Genomic DNA, 18207 nt, shown 5'->3' with positions numbered 1-18207 from the left:
CGGGGCGTTGTTCTTTGATGAAAGCGCCTTTGCACATCAAAGCGTGGGCCCGGTAAACTCGGCTACACTCGTCGTGAACCTGTGCTAGAATTTGCAGATGTCGACGGCATACACGCAGACCAGACCAGCTATTCCCCAATCGCTTGCGGTTGTCGGCGTACTTTTCGCATCAGTCTGTTTCGGGCTTGTTCCCTATTTCAGCAGGGGATTGACCGAGCAGGGCGTCGCACCTTTCGCCGTCGCATTCTACCGCTACATCGTTCCGGCGGTTTTGTTACTGCCAGTTCTCGTCGTACATCGAACAGCCTGGCGCGAGATTTGTTGGGGTCTTGCGGTCGGAGTGGTGATGGGGCTTGGCTGGATCGGATATGTCACAGCCCTAAAGACACTGCCCGCATCGACGGTGGGTGTGCTCTATATGACATATCCGGTTTTCACGTTGATCATTGCGTGGGTCTTGTTCGCCGATACACCCACAAGGCGCGCGTTTCTTGCGTCTGGTCTCATCATTCTGGCTGCCATCATAGCAGGCTCGCCAGCATCCGTTCCGGTCGAGCACATTCCTACGCTTCTAATCTCTCTGGCGGCGCCATTTGGTTTTGGCTTCGGGATTTCTGTTCTGGTCCACAGGTTGTCACGAATTGCGCCACTTGCACGTATCGCCTCGGTGTCTCTGGGATCGGTTCTTGGGCTTTTGCCTTTGATGCTGAATGCAGACGTTTCCACGCTGTTTCCTGAAGGTCAGTCCGAATGGGTTCTGATCATTGGAATTGGGTTGGTCACGGCGCTTGTGCCGCAGCTTGTTTACACGATCTGTTCGCCGCTGATCGGAGCTTCTCAAACTGCGGTTGTCGGAAGCATTGAATTGCCCACGATGTTTGCAGTCGGGTTCTTCGCGTTTGGAGAAGCGATCACAACTGCGCAAGCCATAGCCTGTGCCTTGGTCATAGGGGCGATTGCAATCACCAGAAGTCGGGTGACGCGCACCGTAACGACCGTGATAGCGAAAGACGAAAAGACCTAAGTTTGGGATCGGATCGGGCCCTATACGAAAACTCCCCGCGAAGCTTGCCCGCAGGGAATTCATGCTTGGTGAAATAAGGTCATTGCCCAGCCGTCACCGGCCCGTTTGACCGGAACAACGCCTCGCCTGTGGGCAGAATGGCCACCGCCCCAAGGCGATGGCCGCCAGATCAGACCGACATGCAGACGTATTTCATCTCAAGATAGTCTTCCATGCCGTGGTGGCTGCCTTCGCGACCCAGACCGGATTGCTTGACGCCGCCGAACGGGCCCAACTCGGTCGAGATGATGCCGGTGTTCACGCCGACAATGCCATATTCCAGCGCTTCGGCCACTTTGTAGACGCGGCTCAGATCTTTTGCATAGAAATACGAGGCCAGGCCAAAGATTGTGTCATTCGCCATTGCGATCACGTCATCTTCATCCTCGAACTTGAACAGCGGGGCCAGCGGGCCAAAGGTTTCGTCCTGCGCCACCATCATGTCCTGAGTCACTCCGGTCACGATGGTCGGCTGAAAGAACGTACCGCCCAGATCGTGAGGCAAGCCGCCGGTCAGAACGGCGCCGCCCTTGTCCGTGACATCCTTGATATGCTCTTCCACCTTGGCGACCGCATCGGCATTGATCAGCGGGCCGGTTGTGGTGCCCTCGGCCAGACCGTCGCCGATTTTCAAGGCTTCGACCGCCGCTTTCAGTTTGGCAGCGAACGCGTCGTAAACACCGGCCTGTACATAGATGCGGTTGGCACAGACACAGGTCTGGCCGTTATTGCGGAATTTGCACAGCATCGCGCCTTCGACTGCAGCATCCAGATCCGCGTCATCAAACACGATAAAGGGTGCATTGCCGCCCAGTTCCATCGAGCATTTCATGACCTGATCAGCAGCTTGCCGCAGCAGGATGCGCCCCACCTCGGTCGAGCCGGTAAAGGTCAGCTTGCGTACACCGGGGTTTTCGCAGAACTCCTTGCCGATCTCGCTGGCCTGGGAAGAAGGCACCACGTTGAACACACCAGCTGGCACGCCGGCTTGTTCCGCCAGAAGCGCCAGAACCAGCGCGGAAAGTGGCGTTTCTGCCGCCGGGCGGGCAACAAAAGCACACCCCGCCGCCAGCGCAGGTCCTGCCTTGCGAGTGATCATGGCGTTGGGAAAGTTCCAGGGTGTGATCGAAGCCGCCACACCAATGGGCTGTTTCAGCACCATGATCCGTTTGTCGCGCTGATGCCCGGGGATGGTCTCGCCATACACCCGCTTGGCTTCTTCCCCGAAAAATTCGATGAAGGAGGCACCATAGCCGATTTCTCCGATGGCCTCAGCCAGTGGTTTGCCCTGCTCCGCGGTCAGGATCTTGCCCAGATCTTCGGCGTTCTCCATCATCAGGTCGAACCAGCGCCGCAGGATCACCGCTCGTTCCTTGCCGGTCAACTTGGCCCATTCCTTTTGCGCGGCTTCGGCCTGTGCAATTGCTCCGGCGACTTGCGCCCGGCTGACATCGGCCACTTTGGCCACCACATCGCCCCGGGCCGGGTTAGTCACGTCGAAAGTTCCGTTGTCACCATCCACCCACTGACCACCGATATAGGCTTTGGTTACAAGCAAGTCAGGATTCTTCAGAATTGATTTCAGATCGGTCGTTGCGTCCAGCATGTCATTCTCCGCGCAGAAGTTGAGTTGCCGCACCCAATCAGGTGTTGAGGGCTTTGTCTATGTCCACCGATGCGGGTCGATCAGCCCAGATTTGATCAAATTATTTTCAGACCCAATCGTTGCAGCATAGCCGCAGCGTTGAGTTCTACGTCAGGTTGCGATCACGTGGCTTTCCTTTCCACCCCAAGTTTGCCAGAGTTTGCGTGATTTTTGGACTCAAGGGGATGTAAATGACCGTAACATTTCCTATCTTATTGGGTAATTAAAGAAAAAAAGGACAGCAGAGATGTCGAACCAGCAATTCGAAGCGCTTATCAAAGAAACGCAAACGAAAGTGCGCGAAAGCCAGTCGCAGATTGAGGGGCTGACCTCGCGGATCGAAGCGGCGCGGGCCAAGATTGGAACGGCCGAGGCCGATATCGACATCGAAAATGCCACGCTTGAGGATGTTCACGCCCACACCGAGGTGATGAACGCCAACATCGCCGAGCTGATCATGGGTCTGGACGATGTTACCAACGCGTTTTCCAAGGATTTCGACGACATGCGCTCGAAAACCGGGTGGGAGTCGTTTGTTGGCATCTTTTCCAAGGGAAAATCCGAGTCGCTCCGGCAAGAGCGGATGCGAACGGCCAATATCGACGACAAATTGCAGGACCTGATCGCCAAATCCGATGTGATCGTCAAGCTGCTGCAGGGGCAGCTGACCGTGCTGGAAGAGCAACGTGTAAAGGTCGAGGATAACCTGACAGGCACGCTGGACGATCGCGAGGCAACCGTGGCCGAACTGGAAGCACTGCGGGCCGAGATCCAGGGCATGGACCCGGCGATTATCACGCTGGAAAACAAGATCAGTGTTGAACAGGACGCCGCCGCGCGCACCCAGCTGGAAACTCAGCTGGCCGAGCTGAACAAGCAATACAACGCCAAGGTTCAGGAAGAGCAGGTCAAGTTGGCCAAGTCTCAGACGCTGGAGCGTTATATCGAAAAGGGTAAGACCTGGGTCGATTCACTCCAGAACCAGGCGGCGACGCAGATGGTGCTGATCAACAAGCTGCAGACAGACACGCAACAACGCGTGGTGCTGTATGACGCCCTGACAAAATCGCTGAAAACCGCGCAGCAGCAGGACGTGGCCCACCGCATCAACGAGATCGGCGTGCAGACGGACCAAGAGGCGCAGACGGCGATGGCCGCCATCGGCACCGCGACCAACCAGAAGATGGCCGACATGCTTGAGGCACACGAGGACCACATGGTCTTTGCTCGCGACGTGCTGGAGAAAAAGGCCAAGGCGGATGAACGCTTTGCCCGCCGGTTTGCCTCGATTGTCGAGAAGCATGATAAGAATTTGTATGGCGGATGAGGTGGTTCAACCGAAAAGACCGTATGTTGCTTGGGATTGGCCTCTTTCTCGTGATTTGGCCGATCCCGATATATGGTCTCACTCTTCTTTTCGACAGGGTGAATGCGGAAGGTGGAGTATATAAACTGTTAGGTTTCCTCGCCGTTTACATTGGGCCTGGGAGCATAATCTTCGGGCTGATGATTTTCGGATTGTATCTAATCTCGGAAGTTCTTCTTTTGCCTTGGCGGTTTCAGCAATGCCGCACAAACGGGTGTAATAAATCTGCCAATGAGTAACCCCACCAAAGACCATGTTGGCCTGACCGACACTTTCGCCTCGCGCCGGTATTTCCGCAAATTCGAGGTGATCACCGTCCACCTGTTGCGCGTGGCGGCGACGATGGAGGCCGAGGGCGCGATTAGCAAGCAAGAGGTGCGGATCGTGTCGCGCTACCTCTCGGGGCTGCTCTACACCTTTCGCGCGCTTAGCATGAAATACCTGCTGGTTGGGCGCGATACGGGGCGGTTCTTTGGCAGCCTCGCCATGGACAAGCGCGACAGCGGGTTTCCGGTGGCTGCCGAGTTGCTGACCATGGCCAATGACGCGCAACAGGCGCAGGTGCATTTGGCGAATATGCCCTCGGAAGATGACCTGAAAACCGACATGGTCCGCACGATCATTGGCGACCGGGAAATTCCAACCAAGCTGCAGTTTGCGCTGTCGCAAAGGCTCTATTACGAAGAGTTGCTTAAGGGTCAGTTGTTCTGGGCGCGCAACGATCCCGAATGTCACTGGATCGGGAATGAGGGCGAACGGCGCAAGTTCATGGTCCACTGGGCGGTCTATGACAGTCAGGTCAACTTGCCCGTCATATATCTGATGCAGCTGGAGGACACAGGCAAAACCGCCCTGCCCAAGGACCAACGCCGCTGGCCCGAAGTGCAGGCCCATCTGATGGCGCAATCCTTGGGCGGGCTGAAACTGGTGACCATCGCCAAGGGCTTTGATCAGGATTTCGATGACCTGCATCCCAAACACCTGCGTCGAATCCATGTGGGGCCGATGTATTCCTCGGCCTATACCGAACAATCCGGCCCTTTGCGGCAGGTGTTGGAGGATGCGCAATCGCCGCAAGGTCAGGATTGGGCGCTGGCCTGGACCACCGAAGAGCTGCACAGCGAAGAGGTCATCGAGGAGCGCGCGGGCTGGTTTTCAACTGTCGAGCGCGAGGTCTTTGCGCTGGATCCTTTCGGCGGGCAGGGGGCCGAGACCGGGACCACCCGCACCCAACGCTCGATCATCCTGCCGCAGCGCCCGTTTCAGGTGCTGGCTGAACGTAACCCGCCGGGCTTTGCCGATGTGCGCAAGTTCGTCGTCAGCAATGCCGGGCAGGTATTGAGGTACTAATTTTCGCCTTCGGCGAGAGTATTTTTGAAAAGATGAAGCAAGGGCGGTTTTTGAGATGAGTTTGACGTCAGATCAGATGGAATTGCGCGAAGACGACATTCGCAAGCATTATCCGGCAGCAACCGCTTTGCTGAACGGGTTCGAACACGCGCCGCGGATCGCCAAAGCCGTGGAATCTACCGTTGAACGCTCACCAGGTGTTTCGACTGGTCGGCGGTTTCGCTCGACGACACCGGGGTTGGTGACACGCCGGACCGTGCGCGCAGACGGGGTGCATCTGGTTGAACGGATCGAAGCCTCGGACGATGGTGACGCCTTGGTTTCGCCGCCGCAGGCAACTGCACAACAGGCGATCCGCCGCGCCATCGCAATCGCTTTGGCCGTGGCCGATACTTATGCGGAACAGACCCCACTTGCCGATCTGAAACGCGCAAACCTTGCCGGGGATCTGCCTGCCGCGCGGAAGACCGAGTTTTCAGAGGTTCTGACAGCCGAAGCGCTGATCACGTTACACACGTTCGGCAATGCGCTGGCTTATCTGTTATCCTCGCATCTGGGTGAGACCACGGTTGATATTGGTGAGATCGAAGAGGTCCTGACAGACAACGGCCAGCTCGCCCTGCACGGCGCGTTGTGGGAACTGGACCAGACGCTGGCCAAATACGCCTCGGACGATGCCCATCTGATCGCCGCCACCAGTGCCTATGCCGAGCAACTGATGGAGAAGTCAGCCCTGCGCGCAGCGTCCGCAGGTTACCTGGCCCCGTTCCAGAACGCAGCCTGGCATATAGAAGCCGACGATCTGACGATCCGGGGGTTCGAGCCGGCCTCCAAGGCCAAATCCACCACCTTGACCATGACGTTCAAGAAGCCGAACGAAGTGGTCGGCAACCATATCGCCAAATATCAGGCGATGAAGCTGGCCAAGATGGTGATGGCCTATGATTTCGACCGCCGCCTGAACCCGTTTGCGGAACTTGGCGGGTTCATTTTTACCTTCATGGGTGACGGAAAGCCGGGCACCGGTAAGACCACGCTGATCCAGATGATGGCCGGGCTGATCAACGAGTATTGCCAGAACGCAGGCTATCCGTTCCGCTATCAGAACCTGAGCACCGACAATATCGACAGCTATCAGGGCAAATCCGGCCAGAACGCAAAGGCGTTTATCAACACGATCATCGACCCCTCGGTCATCGGCTTTGGCACCATCGACGATATCGACCAGCTGGCGGGTAAGCGCGGTGACCGGCAGTCGTCAGCCGGGCAGTTGGAAATCACCGCCGTTCTGATGGAGAGCTTTGCCGGTGCCAACACCGTCGTGCGCGGCAATTGCACCTTTGGCATGTTTTCGAACTACCCCGAGAATGTGGACGACGCCCTGCGCCAGCGGGCGGGCGCGCGGTTTCTGGTGGACGGGCCGCAAACGCGTGAGGATTACATCGACATCCTGCACCTGTTGATGGGCCGCAATCACGACATTCCACTGGGCGAACACGAGGCCTATGCCGCGCAGGAAATCAAGAAGGCCGTCGCCGCCAGTTTCGAAAGCCACTCCCGCCCGCATGAGGACGCTTTGCTGCAGGTCTATGACCGGGTGTCCGGCGATATCGGTCAGATGGACACGATCGCCAAACTGGGCACCTACCTCAAGGCGATCCAGCAAGCGGATGAGCGGTTCACCGGCCGCGCGATTAAGAACATCACCGACGCGGTCAAGGTCCGCGCGATGGATTTCGAACTGCCCGACGAATGGATGGAGAACCCCGACCTGTTCCTGTTCCGCGACTACGATACCAAGAAGGCGATGATCGAGGACCTGCGCCAGCCGATCACGGTGGAAATGGTGATGCAGGAGATCAACCGCTACGCCGACAGCGAATTCCGCTATGCCGACAAGAGCGACGAGGTCGCCATCGAAAACGCGGTGCGTGAGATGGGCCGGATGGAAGAGGCCAAGCGGCGGTTTCTGGAGGGGAAGGGGTGACGGAAGTAAAAGGGTTTCTCCGTTTCGATGAAATGCTGATCGAGGGGCGGCACCTTAAAGGTGTGCCTGCTGATCAGGCAGCATTCATGTCTCTTCTTCTTTGCGCTTACAATGAGGTGAACACGCTTCTCAGATTGTATTCATTGAATGCCCGCGAAATCTCCGACCCAAAACCTGCTTATCTGGTTTCACTCAGCACAAAGATGTTTTTAGCTAGGACTCTTTCCGCGAAACTCTTTGAAGTTGTTGAGCTTTTGAAGGGAAAGCAAAAGTGGAATAAGACCGATGATCTAATCATTAAGAACTTTTCGACCAATAGTCTTGACCAGTTCCAAAAACTGCAAAGCGATGATGGCTATCGCATCGCTCGTACCCTACGGAGCGAATGCACTAACCACTACTCGCTGACCGCTGCGCGAAAAAGTGTTTCTAGCTTGGAAGATGACCTAGATCTCACGTTCTTTATTCATAAGACGGAAGGTAACTCCTTCGCCCTCGCGGGTGAACGGGTGGTTTTTGATGAACGATTCCGCGTAGGAACGCTACCAAAAGGCGAAAATGATGACACCAATCCCTTTGAGACTTGGATGGACTGGACGCTGTCTGCCGTAAAGTGGCTAAAAAACATCTGTGCAGAGTTCGTGTTTTTGGTTTTGCCGGACAGTGCGACAAGTCGAATAAAGCGAAATCAGATGTACTGGCCGGAAGGTGATGTGGTCGGTGACTTGAATAAGTCATTTGCGCCGATTTTCCTTAGAGAGAAAAGAGCATGATCCGCCTCATCGAAAAAGGCCTGATGTTTGGCAACCTCGTCCACATCTCCAGCCCGGCCTTAGTCGAGCGGTATAACCGCGCGCTGCAGCATCTGGCGGGCAAGACCACACAGCTTTCGGATTTCCATGTCGATATCTCGGGTTGTTCGCCGGAGGTGGGGATTGAGCTGGAGGACGAGCTCTACCTTAACCCCAACGGGGTCAACCGGCAGTTTATCCTGCTGACGACCGAGCAGAAACGCGCACCGTTGCTGAACGTCAAATTCTCGACCTCGCGCGATATTCTGCGCGAATTCATCGACATGAACGAGGCGCAGTTGTTTGCCCTGACCGCCACAGATGCTGTGGCCGGAGAGTTGGTGAACTCGGTCTTCAAGCTCAGCAGTCCCCGTGATTTGTTTAATCTGCGTAAAATTGAGATTGAGGCCGACACCGCAGGCGGCACCTTGCGCAAGGCGCAGCAGCTGGCGGGCATGGTCGAACAGTTCAAAACCGCCGAGGACGCCTGGTTCGACGATGTGCTGATCGCCAGGATGATCGAGACCGCCAAGGAAACCGGCGACGTCACGCGCAACCCCGTCCATCTGCGCCACACGGATTTTGAACAACGCAACTTCTGGACGGCGCATTTCGGCGGGCTCTATCTGTTTCCGGATGTGGATCACCCTGCGGCCATCTGTATGGGCGACAAACCGGACGACCTGCCGATCAAATACACCTTTGACCCGTTGCAGCGAAACCAGATTGCAAAGTTTCTGGATTACAATGATCTGGTCGAACCCATCGTCAAGGCGCGCGGCGTGGATGCCGCCGCAATCCTGCAACAGAAGATGGATTTCCTGACTGTCGATGCGGCGGCGGATGCAGATGTCGACCTTACCGGACTGGACCGAAGCGACATGCGGCGGTTGGCGCGCAATCACTCGGATCGCTTGCCCGAAGCTTATCACGGCCTTGCGCAACTTTTGCGTTGGGCAAGCGACGGGGGGCCGTGGCCGCGTATCACGTCCGATCATCCGGCTTATTTCTACACTTTGCGCGCCGCTGACACGCCGAACCGTGATCTGGTGAACATGCTGCTGGCCGAACTGGCCCCGCTGGACCCGCGCCAGATGTTCATTTGCCACAAAGAGCTGTTCTATAGCACCTATTCCAGATGGCCCGAGAGCAAGAAAGCCTATGTTGCCGACTTCCTCGCGCGCGAGTATCAGGTGGACAAGCAAGGGGCCCGTGCCGCGCTGTTCGGCCATGAGCCGGATATGAGCGGAGAAGACCGGGTCAGCGATGACATAATCGCGCGGGTCGGTCCGTGGGGTTCGGTAAGGAAAGGCTGAAATGTTCGGGTTATTGCGCCTTTTGCTGATCTTGTTGGTGATCCAGTCGATCGCCTATGTCGCGCTGTCTTTCTACTCGCGCGGGATACGCCGTCGCAAACTGGAAAGCTGGTGGGATGAGAAGGGCAAGACAGGCAACAAGGACGCTTTTGTCGAACGCGGATTGCATGTGTATGACAATTCGTTCCGGCGCAAACTGATCCTGGGTGTCTATATTGTGCCATGGGTGGCGATTGGCGCGCTGATCTACATCGTGAATTACATGTGAGGGTTTAGGCATGGCCTACGTGAAATGGGCGTTCATCATCATCTTCTGGGGAACGATCGCGGCGGTCCTGCAATACTCGCTGCCGCAACATGATGTTGTGCGTATCGTAAACACCTACGAAGAGCGGCAGGATCTGAACGATTGGACACGGATTTTCTGGTCCGAACCCGAAGACCAATCCACCAGCCTGTCCAACCGGGATGTGCAATTCATTCAGGCTGTGCGCGAAAATGGCAAGCCGATCGTGTACCGAAACGAAGATACCGGGTGGGGGTGGCCACCCTACTTCAAGTTCGACACGGCGAACCTTTACACCGAAGCCAATGATGCGAAATCGACCAAGGAAAACCCGAAATGGGTGGTCGTGACCCATTACGGGTGGCGCAACGAGTTCATGTCGATCTTTCCCAACGCCATTTTCATCAAACATGTGGACGGGCCGGATGTGCAGGTTATTCCCTGGTTCAACATCATTTTCCTGACAATTTTCGCCGCGCTGGTCTGGGCGGTTTGGGTGCGCTGGCGCAGGTTCCGAAAGGCCCGAATTGATCCGATGATCGAGAATGTGGAAGACGGCTTTTATGCGGCCGGAGACGCGATTGAAGAACGCCGAAACAGATTTCAGCGCTGGCTGGACAGCTGGAAATCGAAATAGGCCTTAACGTCACGGGCGTGTTTGTGGCACACCCGTTGGACCAAAGATATCGGCTACCTGACAACAAATTCTGCGTGCAAAGCGCCCGCCGCTTTGATGGTTTTCAAGATATCGATCATATCCTGGGGTGATACCCCCAGCGCGTTCAGGCCTGCGACAACCTCGGACAGGGTCGTAGCTTCGGGGATTTCGGCAAGGCCGGTTCCTTCTTCCTCTTCGATCCCTGCAATAGTGCGCGGAACGACCACTGTTTCGCCCCTGGCAAACGGATTGGGTTGCACGGCAATCGGTGCTTCCTGAACCGTCAGGGTCAGATTACCCTGAGAGACAGCCACACGCGATATCCGGACTTCCTGCCCCATTACGATGGTGCCAGACCGCTGATCGACCACCACACGCGCCTTTGCTTCCGGCTCGACCAGAATATTCTCGATACGCCCAATGGCATGGGCCGTCGACACTGCCTGAGTTGCAGCAATGTTGAGTTCAACCGTGCCTGAATCGCGCATGATTGCCACAGCTCTGTTGAACTCGGTGTTTATGGCGAATTCGATACGCGCTGCCGTGGTGAAATCGGGTTCTCTCAACGCAAGGCGCATTTGGGTTAAAGTTGACAAGTCGAACTCAATTTCACGCTCAACACGCGCGCCGGACGGGATTACACCCGAGGTTGGCACCCCGCGCACGATCGACGCAGCCTCTCCTTCAGCGGAAACGCCACCTGCAAGGATTGTGCCTTGTGCAACCGCATAGATTTGCCCGTCTGCTGCGTTTAGCGGGGTCATAACCAGTGTCCCACCCAACAGACTGTTTGAATCGCCTATCGCCGAAACCGTTACATCAATTTGGCCGCCGACTCTGGCGAAAGGCGGCAGACTGGCTGTCACCAAAACCGCTGCCACATTCTTGGGCCGGAAATCCTCGCCCGTTACGTTGACACCCAAACGCTCCAGGATGTTGGACATGATCTCTTCGGTGAAAGGGGAGTTGCGCAATCCGTCGCCGGTTCCGTTCAAACCGACAACCAGGCCATAACCCACAAGATCATTACCCCGTACACCGTCGAAATCGACAAGGTCCTTGAGGCGGATTGCCCCCGCCCAGGCCATACCGGGAACAAGGATCAGGAGAAGTATCAGCGCCCTCATCTCAGGAAATTCACCAGCGAAAGGTTCGCATTGCCAACGGTTACCGAATAGAGACTTTCCAACTGAAACTGCACCGTTTGCAATTTCGCGGCTGTTTCATAAGGATCGGCCGCGATCAGTTCGTTCCGGCTGAATTCCAGACTGGTTCGGGCCATCGAATTTCGCGTGGCGGCCTGTTCGATGCGGGCCTCGGCGCTGCCGACCTGGGCCCGCAGGTTTACCGTGGCATCCTGTGCTTTCGCCAGATCGACACCCAGCTGGGTGAACAGGGCGGTGCGCTGGTCGGAAGAAAGAGCCAACGTATTGTCGGTGGCTAATGCCGCTATTGCAACATCCCTTAGGGCCGCCTTGAATGCCGGGTCGGTTGCCGTGAGTGGCAGCGTAACGCTTTCATTTTCCGAGATCTGCATAGGAGAGAGTGTGGTGCTCGCACCCTGATAAATCATGGCGTCAAACCCGGCAGGGCTATTGAACCATGTGTCGGCAGCCAAGCGTATGTCGGCGACGGTCACAGCCCCCGTCAGTTGTGTCTTCAACGCGGCCAACAGCGTGTCAGTCGAGGGCAGTGGCGAGACATCCGTGGCTGTACCCGAAAACAGACTGCGCCCACCAACTCGCGTGTTGAGCGCCGATACCATCGTGTCGAGCTCATTCCTGGCATGATCTGACGCCTGCGCATGATTTACCGGCTGATTGGCCGTTCCGTAGGCCAACAGAGACGCGGTCATTTCGCCAACCGAATCTCCAAATGTCTTCAGGCTCAACTGCATGGCATCCGTGAACAGGGCCGCTTCGGCTGTGGCGATGCCAAAGGCGTCGAGCCTGGCAAGCGAGCGGTCCAGATCCAGGATTTGAGAGTAATCTCCGCCAAGCCGACCAGATATATCCTGCACTTTGCCGGTGGACATCTCGTAAGAGAGGGTTTCAATCTGTGTTTTGATTTCAGTGGCGCGGGTGCGAAGGGTCATACCGCGCGCCAGATCGCCGATAGCAGTCAAGTTCATGCTCATAACCTCAGAAGCGTTTCCATAAGCTCATCGACGACCGAAATGACACGCGCGTTTGCTGCGTATGTCTGTTCGATCTGCATGAGGCGCTGTAATTCCTGATCCGTATCGACGCCTTGTTCGGCCTCAATCTGTGACATTTGTTGTTGGCTGTTGCTGGCAAAAACCTTCCGCTGCTCTGCAGCGTGGGATTGCGCCCCGGCTTTCGACATAAGCGCCTCGGTCAACTCGGCGGCGCGCATGTTTCCAGTGCCAAACAGCCCGCCAGGTACGGTGCGCGCATCATTCAGAATGGCACCGAAAGCACGCAGTTGCGACGCTTGTCCGGGATCGCCCGGCGTTGCGGCACCCAGCCCGGCGCGGAGCTTCCAGCTGTTCCCGCCGTTGTCGGGGTCCGCAACCGAATTCACCAAAATGCGCGATGACAGCCCGACAAAGGTTGTCGGGTCGAACCGATTTCCGTTGTCTGTGAACAGACCGGAATCTGTCGCAAGTGCCGTGGGATCCAAGCCCGGCGTTTCAAATCGTTCGATAAGATCGCGGGCAACGGTATCAAGCTGCAGCTGCGCCTCAACCGCCAATTCATCGCGAATTGAAAACTGGGCCATCAACGCGCCACCGCGGATTTGCGCAGTGTCCCCGCTGGTGCGTACAGGATTGCCGTTCATAGCCAATCCGGACAGCAGACCATTTGCAACCGTCATGTGGGGTTTCGTCTCACCGGTCGTGGAAAAGGTGAACTCGGACGCCTTACCTTCAAGAAGTATCAACCCGCCGTCTGAATAGAGGGATACCTGATCGTTGGCACGTGGCACAACGTTGATCGGGATCAAAGTATTGACCTGATCGATCAGGACTTGCCGTTGATCCAGCAAGGCCCCGATATCGCCGCCGGAATTTTGAATGGCCGGAATCTTTGCGTTCAGAACTTCGATATCTTTCAGAACCAGGTTCAGGCTTTCGATCTGAGCGCCTATCTTGCGGTCCGCGTCCGAGCGTGCCTGTCGCACACCCTCAGAAGCCGCGTTAAGCTCTGCCGTAAGATCGCGCGCCGCGCGCGCCACTTGATCAAGCCTTTCGATCGAGTCGGGGAGACTGGCTGCGGTGATGAAGCTGTTATCCAAGGCAGACATGCGGCTGGCAAGGGATGGCGTGCCGTCTGCTGTTCCTACAAGGTTTTCGAACCGTGAACGGAAATCCGAAATGGCGGATTGAAAGGCAAGCTCGGCGTCTGACGACCGTCTGTTGGCCGTCAGAACCGGGTCCTGATGCCGGATCACCCCAACCGTACGCACGCCATTGCCAGATATGGGGCTTGTCGCCAGTTCAAGGGACCTGCGCGCATAGCCCGGTGTCAGGGCATTCGCGATATTCCCCGACACCACAGCGGCCCCGCGACTGGCCGCTGTCAGCCCGCCCAATGCGTTATTGAGTGCCGTCGACATATTCATGAGGCCGCTCCTTTCCTTTGATCAGTGCCTGGATCAGCGCTTCAAGTTGGTCGTTTCCTGAAGCATCTCGTCCACCGTCTGGATCACCGTGGCGCTGGATGAATAGGCGCGTTGTGTCTGGATCAGGGATGTCAGCTCGGTTGCCACATCCGTGGTGGATTCTTCGCGTGCGAAGGAAACGATATCACCGGTTGGGCCTTCGCCCGCGTTCCACAGAAAGAACGTGCCGCTTTCGCGGGATGGCGCGTAGGTTTGACTGTCCAGTGCCGTCAGGCCATTGGGGTTAGGAACATCGGCCAGCGGGATCTGGAACATTCGGCGGCTGACGCCGGTATCGTAGAATGCATAGACATAGCCACTTTCATCGACCTGAACGCTGGTCATCGTACCAACGGCAGAGCCGTCCCGCGTGATCGAAACTGGCGCGAAGGTATCGGACAGCTGAGTAATGCCATCGGAATCGCCGATCAGTCCGATACTGACCTCCATCGGGCCGCCAGCGACATTGACCATGACACTGCCGGTTACCGGATCGTAAGCGCCACCGGATACAGGAATGACGCTGGCCAGCGTGCCACCAGCCGTTCGATTGTCGGTAAAGGTCAAAGTGTATTCCCCGATAATCGCACCACCGGATGCTGAATCGCGCAGAACCATGGTCCATTCATTGCTGCTGCCAGTTGCGGGAACGGTCGGGATCAGCTGAATATCAATACTTTCGGATTTCCCGAGATTGTCGAAATACTCGACCGATAATGGCTGTGTGTCGCCCGGCGCACCCGCATCTGTTGCCGTTGCGGGAAGGTTCATACGCAGGTTCATCTTTGTCGTCGGTGCACCGGACAACTGATTGACGCTCAACTGAATTGGTTCAAGCGAGGCGGGCGTGTCGCGTGGAACGGGCGGGATGGACCCGTCTGCCGCAGCACGCCATCCCAAAAGAACAAGGCCGGATTCGGTCACCAGGTATCCTTCGTCGTTGGTCCGGAAGGAACCCGTGGTCGTCAGCAACATCTCGTTCGAATTCGCGCCGACCTGCGTGCTGGATCGCACCGGCAACATGCCGCGTCCGCGCACTGCAAGATCGGTAGAGTTGCTGGTGGTCACCAGTGATCCGCGCTGATCAATCATGCGCTGGCTGGTCGTGCGCACGCCCCCTGCCGAGTAACTGCCACCCTGGCCAGACGTGACCATCGAATGAAAGTCAGTTTCCACTCGTTTGTATCCGTAGGTCGAAGAGTTTGCGATGTTGTCGGAAATCGTTGCCAGCCTGTTGGCGTTGGCCTTCAACGCCGCCACACCGGCATTCAGCGAAGAGGAAATTGTCATTGGCGCGCCCTTCTGTTGCGTCAAGCTTCGATGCAACAGGTAACGCGCTGCCCCTTAACAGCGCGCTAACAGGTAAAATGCGTTCTATCCTTTAGGGTCGACGTAGAAATATCACTTCGATTCTGTTGTTCCGAACCGCCATCGGATTGTCGGTGAAGAGTTTTCGGTCAGCATGACCTGTGACGCGATCCATCCGGCTTGCCGCTACGCCTTTGTCCTGTAACAGCTGGCGGACTGATTGCGCCCGGGCAGTGGACAGTTCCCAGACGGTATTGCGAACCTGCACAACAGGAGATGCGCTGACATGGCCTGTGACAGCAATCGGGTTGGTCACGAGATCCGAAGAACGCGCTATGATCAAAGCAAGCGCCCGCAAGATCCCGGTTGGTTTCCCGGAACCGGGGTCGAACAGTGGCTGGGTGTCCGTATCGAATAGCTCAACAACGAATCCTTCGTCGGTGACGCGTGTCACGATATGCCTGAGAAGCTTATCCGACACCTCGCTTTCACCGGTTCGCCCCAAAAGCTGAGCTTCAAGCGTCGAGAAGTCTTCGGTGTCACCTTTGCCACCACCGATGGCATCCAAACCGGTTGACCCGCGTGCCTGACGGGATTCAGTTGCGTGTTTGGTGCTGGCCCCGGCACCATCCCGCAGCAATGTTTTTTCCGACAACATACTGTCGCCGCCAAAGGCACCGTCTCCACCGCCGGATTCGGGGCTCAGGGGGATTGTCGGGGCGAAGTAATCCGCCAACCCTTTGCGTTGCTGTTCAGTTGTCGCGTTCAGCAGCCACATCAACATGAAGAAGGCCATCATGGCCGTGACAAAGTCGGCATATGCAACTTTCCACGCACCGCCGTGGTGACCATCACCACCCGACACACGCTTCTTCTTGATGATGATTGGCGCCGCATTGGTCTGCGCACCCATCTCCACCACCTATATTATCACCCGACTTTTTGCCTAGCAGCGCAGGTCTTAAGGTGGCCTTAATACTTAAAACTGTTTGGAATTCTGCCTAGCGTGGCAAGCTGATCGATGCACGGCGCAGTATCAATGACAAACGGTTAAAGCTGTTTTCGATTCCCTCAGCTTCCGGTTTGGCAAAAAAGGCGTCCAATTCCTCGTGAACGCGAACGGCCTGATCCAGCAGCGGATCAGACCCTTCGGCGTACAGCCCGGCCTTGATCATCACTTCGGACTGCTCGTAACTGCCCACGAGTTTTCGGGTTTCTGTGATCATCTGGTTCTCGGCCTCGGATGCGGCTCCCGGCAGGCTCCGCGACACAGATCTGCTGACGTCAATGGCCGGGAAACGCCCTCGTTCGGCGATGTCGCGGCTGAGTACAATGTGCCCGTCCAAAACGCCGCGCAGAATGTCAGCGATGGGTTCATCCATGTCCGAGCCGGCCACCAAAACGCTGAATACCGCGGTAATATCCCCCTGTTCCTGCGTTCCGGGACCTGCGCGTTCGCAAAGACTGGCGATCAGGGGGGTGACAGAGGGTGGATATCCCCGCAAAGACGGGGATTCCCCCATAGAAACAGCGATTTCACGATGCGCCTCGGCGAAGCGGGTCACGGAATCAGCCAGAAAGAGAACGTTCAGACCCAGATCCCGCAGATACTCGGCTGTCGACATGGCCGACCAGGCACACCGCCTGCGCGCCAATGCCGACTGGTCAGAGGTGGCGGCCACCACGATTGTGCGTTTCATGGCTTCGGGGCCAATGGCCTGCGCGACAAATTCATTCAGCTCGCGTCCGCGCTCGCCGATCAGAGCGACTACGACGACATCGGACTGCATGGACCGGGCCAGTGTGGAAAGCAGGGTCGATTTTCCAACACCCGAACCGGCGAACAACCCCACCCGCTGCCCGCGTACGACGGGCAACACAGTGTTGAGAACCGACAAGCCGGTGGCCATCCTCTGCCCCAATGGTTTGCGTGCCACGGCCGGTGGAGGGGCCTGCATGATATCGCGCGTCTGCGATCCGCTCAGCAACGGTTTTCCATCCAAGGGCCTGCCAAAGGGGTCGATTACCCGTCCAAGCCAGTGCAATCCCGGTGCAAAATCCGGTGATGGGTCAAGGTAGACGCGATCCCCTAGGCTGACCCCATCGGGGGCCGCATTGGGGAGCATTTTGATATGGCCAGAACCGACATGAAGCACCTCGCCCGCAAGATCGGACCCGACGCGCCGCCGCAATGTCAGCAAATCCCCGACCCGGGCATGCGTGTACAAACCACCGATTTCGATCAGACCCTGCGCGACGCCGGTAACCAGTCCCACATGACGAACTGCGGTCATCCTGTCGAATTCGTGTTTCAGAAGTACCGGGTCGAGATCAGACATCGTGGAGTCTCCAACTGAGTTCTGAAAACGGTTTCTAAAGGAATCGGGGTTAAGCCTTGATTGAAATTGATCGAGGGAGAAGCCCCGATGTTCTATGACCTGAACGTCTTTAAGACAGCGTACGCAATGGCAACCCATGCCGGGCAACGGCAGGCGGTCATTGCACGCAACATGGCGAATGCCGATACGCCGGGCTATCAGCCGCGCGATATCGAGGCCTTTCAGAAAGCTTTCGAAACCACCGGGCATGACGTGACCATGGACGCCACGCGGCCGGGCCATCTGCACGGCCGTATGGGTGCGCAAAACTGGGCTGAGGTTGAAGCTGTCCCATCAGGTGATCCCAATGGCAATGGTGTGTCGCTTGAGGAAGAGATGCTTAAATCGGTCGAGGTCAAACGACAGCACGACCGAGCGCTGGCGATCTACAAATCCTCAATGGACATTCTGCGCACCAGTTTGGGTCGCGGATAA

General features: G+C 56.9%; 16 protein-coding genes. 9 read left to right on the top strand and 7 right to left on the bottom strand.

Annotated features, from left to right (window positions below; genetic code table 11):
* Nucleotides 1-97 precede the first annotated feature (97 nt).
* Nucleotides 98-1024 (top strand): DMT family transporter, encoded by a 927-nt coding sequence (locus ACR0LL_RS12865; RefSeq protein ID WP_480587291.1) that lies wholly within the window; start codon nucleotides 98-100, stop codon nucleotides 1022-1024.
* Between the two features lie 169 nt (nucleotides 1025-1193).
* Here the strand turns inward: ACR0LL_RS12865 and ACR0LL_RS12860 are convergent, their stop codons facing one another.
* On the bottom strand, nucleotides 1194-2669 hold the full coding sequence (locus ACR0LL_RS12860; RefSeq protein WP_480587288.1) for an NAD-dependent succinate-semialdehyde dehydrogenase: 1476 nt from the start codon (nucleotides 2667-2669) through the stop codon (nucleotides 1194-1196).
* A gap of 286 nt (nucleotides 2670-2955) precedes the next feature.
* Here ACR0LL_RS12860 and ACR0LL_RS12855 point away from each other — a divergent pair, with 286 nt between their 5' ends.
* From ACR0LL_RS12855 to ACR0LL_RS12825, 7 genes are all read left to right on the top strand, one after another.
* Nucleotides 2956-4035 carry a hypothetical protein gene (locus ACR0LL_RS12855; protein WP_480587286.1) on the top strand — a complete coding sequence of 360 codons (1080 nt, stop codon included), beginning with the start codon at nucleotides 2956-2958 and terminating at the stop codon, nucleotides 4033-4035.
* A gap of 270 nt (nucleotides 4036-4305) precedes the next feature.
* Nucleotides 4306-5424, top strand: coding sequence for a hypothetical protein (locus ACR0LL_RS12850; protein ID WP_480587283.1), 1119 nt, complete (start codon nucleotides 4306-4308; stop codon nucleotides 5422-5424).
* A 55-nt stretch (nucleotides 5425-5479) separates the two neighbouring features.
* Entirely contained in the window at nucleotides 5480-7411 is a 1932-nt protein-coding gene (locus ACR0LL_RS12845; RefSeq protein WP_480587281.1) for an AAA family ATPase, read from the top strand.
* The gene (locus tag ACR0LL_RS12840; RefSeq protein ID WP_480520049.1) at nucleotides 7408-8184 is read left to right on the top strand and encodes a hypothetical protein; all 777 of its coding nucleotides are present in this window, start codon (nucleotides 7408-7410) and stop codon (nucleotides 8182-8184) included. The genes ACR0LL_RS12845 and ACR0LL_RS12840 overlap by 4 nt, the downstream gene beginning before the upstream one ends.
* The gene (locus ACR0LL_RS12835) at nucleotides 8181-9518 is read left to right on the top strand and encodes a DUF6638 family protein (RefSeq protein ID WP_480587279.1); all 1338 of its coding nucleotides are present in this window, start codon (nucleotides 8181-8183) and stop codon (nucleotides 9516-9518) included. The genes ACR0LL_RS12840 and ACR0LL_RS12835 overlap by 4 nt, the downstream gene beginning before the upstream one ends.
* A gap of 1 nt (nucleotide 9519) precedes the next feature.
* Complete coding sequence (locus tag ACR0LL_RS12830) at nucleotides 9520-9786, top strand: hypothetical protein (RefSeq protein WP_480483903.1); 267 nt, start codon at nucleotides 9520-9522, stop codon at nucleotides 9784-9786.
* A 10-nt stretch (nucleotides 9787-9796) separates the two neighbouring features.
* On the top strand, nucleotides 9797-10441 hold the full coding sequence (locus ACR0LL_RS12825; RefSeq protein ID WP_480587277.1) for a DUF1523 family protein: 645 nt from the start codon (nucleotides 9797-9799) through the stop codon (nucleotides 10439-10441).
* A gap of 53 nt (nucleotides 10442-10494) precedes the next feature.
* Here the strand turns inward: ACR0LL_RS12825 and ACR0LL_RS12820 are convergent, their stop codons facing one another.
* The 6 genes from ACR0LL_RS12820 to ACR0LL_RS12795 all read right to left on the bottom strand — a co-directional run bounded on the left by ACR0LL_RS12820 (nucleotide 10495) and on the right by ACR0LL_RS12795 (nucleotide 17688).
* Nucleotides 10495-11589 (bottom strand): flagellar basal body P-ring protein FlgI, encoded by a 1095-nt coding sequence (locus ACR0LL_RS12820; protein WP_267365189.1) that lies wholly within the window; start codon nucleotides 11587-11589, stop codon nucleotides 10495-10497.
* Nucleotides 11586-12593, bottom strand: coding sequence for a flagellin (locus ACR0LL_RS12815; RefSeq protein WP_480587274.1), 1008 nt, complete (start codon nucleotides 12591-12593; stop codon nucleotides 11586-11588). The genes ACR0LL_RS12820 and ACR0LL_RS12815 overlap by 4 nt, the downstream gene beginning before the upstream one ends.
* Nucleotides 12594-12595: 2 nt before the next feature.
* Nucleotides 12596-14047, bottom strand: a complete 1452-nt coding sequence (gene flgK / locus ACR0LL_RS12810) for a flagellar hook-associated protein FlgK (RefSeq protein ID WP_480587272.1) — start codon at nucleotides 14045-14047, stop codon at nucleotides 12596-12598.
* A gap of 33 nt (nucleotides 14048-14080) precedes the next feature.
* Complete coding sequence (locus ACR0LL_RS12805; RefSeq protein WP_480587269.1) at nucleotides 14081-15376, bottom strand: flagellar hook protein FlgE; 1296 nt, start codon at nucleotides 15374-15376, stop codon at nucleotides 14081-14083.
* A gap of 91 nt (nucleotides 15377-15467) precedes the next feature.
* Nucleotides 15468-16307, bottom strand: a complete 840-nt coding sequence (locus tag ACR0LL_RS12800; RefSeq protein ID WP_480587266.1) for a flagellar motor protein MotB — start codon at nucleotides 16305-16307, stop codon at nucleotides 15468-15470.
* A gap of 88 nt (nucleotides 16308-16395) precedes the next feature.
* The gene (locus ACR0LL_RS12795) at nucleotides 16396-17688 is read right to left on the bottom strand and encodes a FliI/YscN family ATPase (protein WP_480587435.1); all 1293 of its coding nucleotides are present in this window, start codon (nucleotides 17686-17688) and stop codon (nucleotides 16396-16398) included.
* A gap of 132 nt (nucleotides 17689-17820) precedes the next feature.
* Between ACR0LL_RS12795 and ACR0LL_RS12790 the strand changes: the two genes are divergently transcribed.
* On the top strand, nucleotides 17821-18207 hold the full coding sequence (locus ACR0LL_RS12790; protein ID WP_480587263.1) for a FlgB family protein: 387 nt from the start codon (nucleotides 17821-17823) through the stop codon (nucleotides 18205-18207).

The sequence above is a fragment of the Ruegeria sp. AI2 genome, assembly GCF_056541275.1.
Note: the sequence above shows the minus strand (reverse complement) of the source record. Positions and strands in the feature narration are given on the sequence as shown.

Coding starts and splice junctions, on each gene's coding strand:
- ACR0LL_RS12865 (WP_480587291.1), top strand. CDS start 98: ATGTCGACGGCATACACGCAGACCAGACCAGCTATTCCCCAATCGCTT.
- ACR0LL_RS12860 (WP_480587288.1), bottom strand. CDS start 2,669: ATGCTGGACGCAACGACCGATCTGAAATCAATTCTGAAGAATCCTGAC.
- ACR0LL_RS12855 (WP_480587286.1), top strand. CDS start 2,956: ATGTCGAACCAGCAATTCGAAGCGCTTATCAAAGAAACGCAAACGAAA.
- ACR0LL_RS12850 (WP_480587283.1), top strand. CDS start 4,306: ATGAGTAACCCCACCAAAGACCATGTTGGCCTGACCGACACTTTCGCC.
- ACR0LL_RS12845 (WP_480587281.1), top strand. CDS start 5,480: ATGAGTTTGACGTCAGATCAGATGGAATTGCGCGAAGACGACATTCGC.
- ACR0LL_RS12835 (WP_480587279.1), top strand. CDS start 8,181: ATGATCCGCCTCATCGAAAAAGGCCTGATGTTTGGCAACCTCGTCCAC.
- ACR0LL_RS12830 (WP_480483903.1), top strand. CDS start 9,520: ATGTTCGGGTTATTGCGCCTTTTGCTGATCTTGTTGGTGATCCAGTCG.
- ACR0LL_RS12825 (WP_480587277.1), top strand. CDS start 9,797: ATGGCCTACGTGAAATGGGCGTTCATCATCATCTTCTGGGGAACGATC.
- ACR0LL_RS12820 (WP_267365189.1), bottom strand. CDS start 11,589: ATGAGGGCGCTGATACTTCTCCTGATCCTTGTTCCCGGTATGGCCTGG.
- ACR0LL_RS12815 (WP_480587274.1), bottom strand. CDS start 12,593: ATGAACTTGACTGCTATCGGCGATCTGGCGCGCGGTATGACCCTTCGC.
- flgK (WP_480587272.1), bottom strand. CDS start 14,047: ATGAATATGTCGACGGCACTCAATAACGCATTGGGCGGGCTGACAGCG.
- ACR0LL_RS12805 (WP_480587269.1), bottom strand. CDS start 15,376: ATGACAATTTCCTCTTCGCTGAATGCCGGTGTGGCGGCGTTGAAGGCC.
- ACR0LL_RS12800 (WP_480587266.1), bottom strand. CDS start 16,307: ATGGGTGCGCAGACCAATGCGGCGCCAATCATCATCAAGAAGAAGCGT.
- ACR0LL_RS12795 (WP_480587435.1), bottom strand. CDS start 17,688: ATGACCGCAGTTCGTCATGTGGGACTGGTTACCGGCGTCGCGCAGGGT.
- ACR0LL_RS12790 (WP_480587263.1), top strand. CDS start 17,821: ATGTTCTATGACCTGAACGTCTTTAAGACAGCGTACGCAATGGCAACC.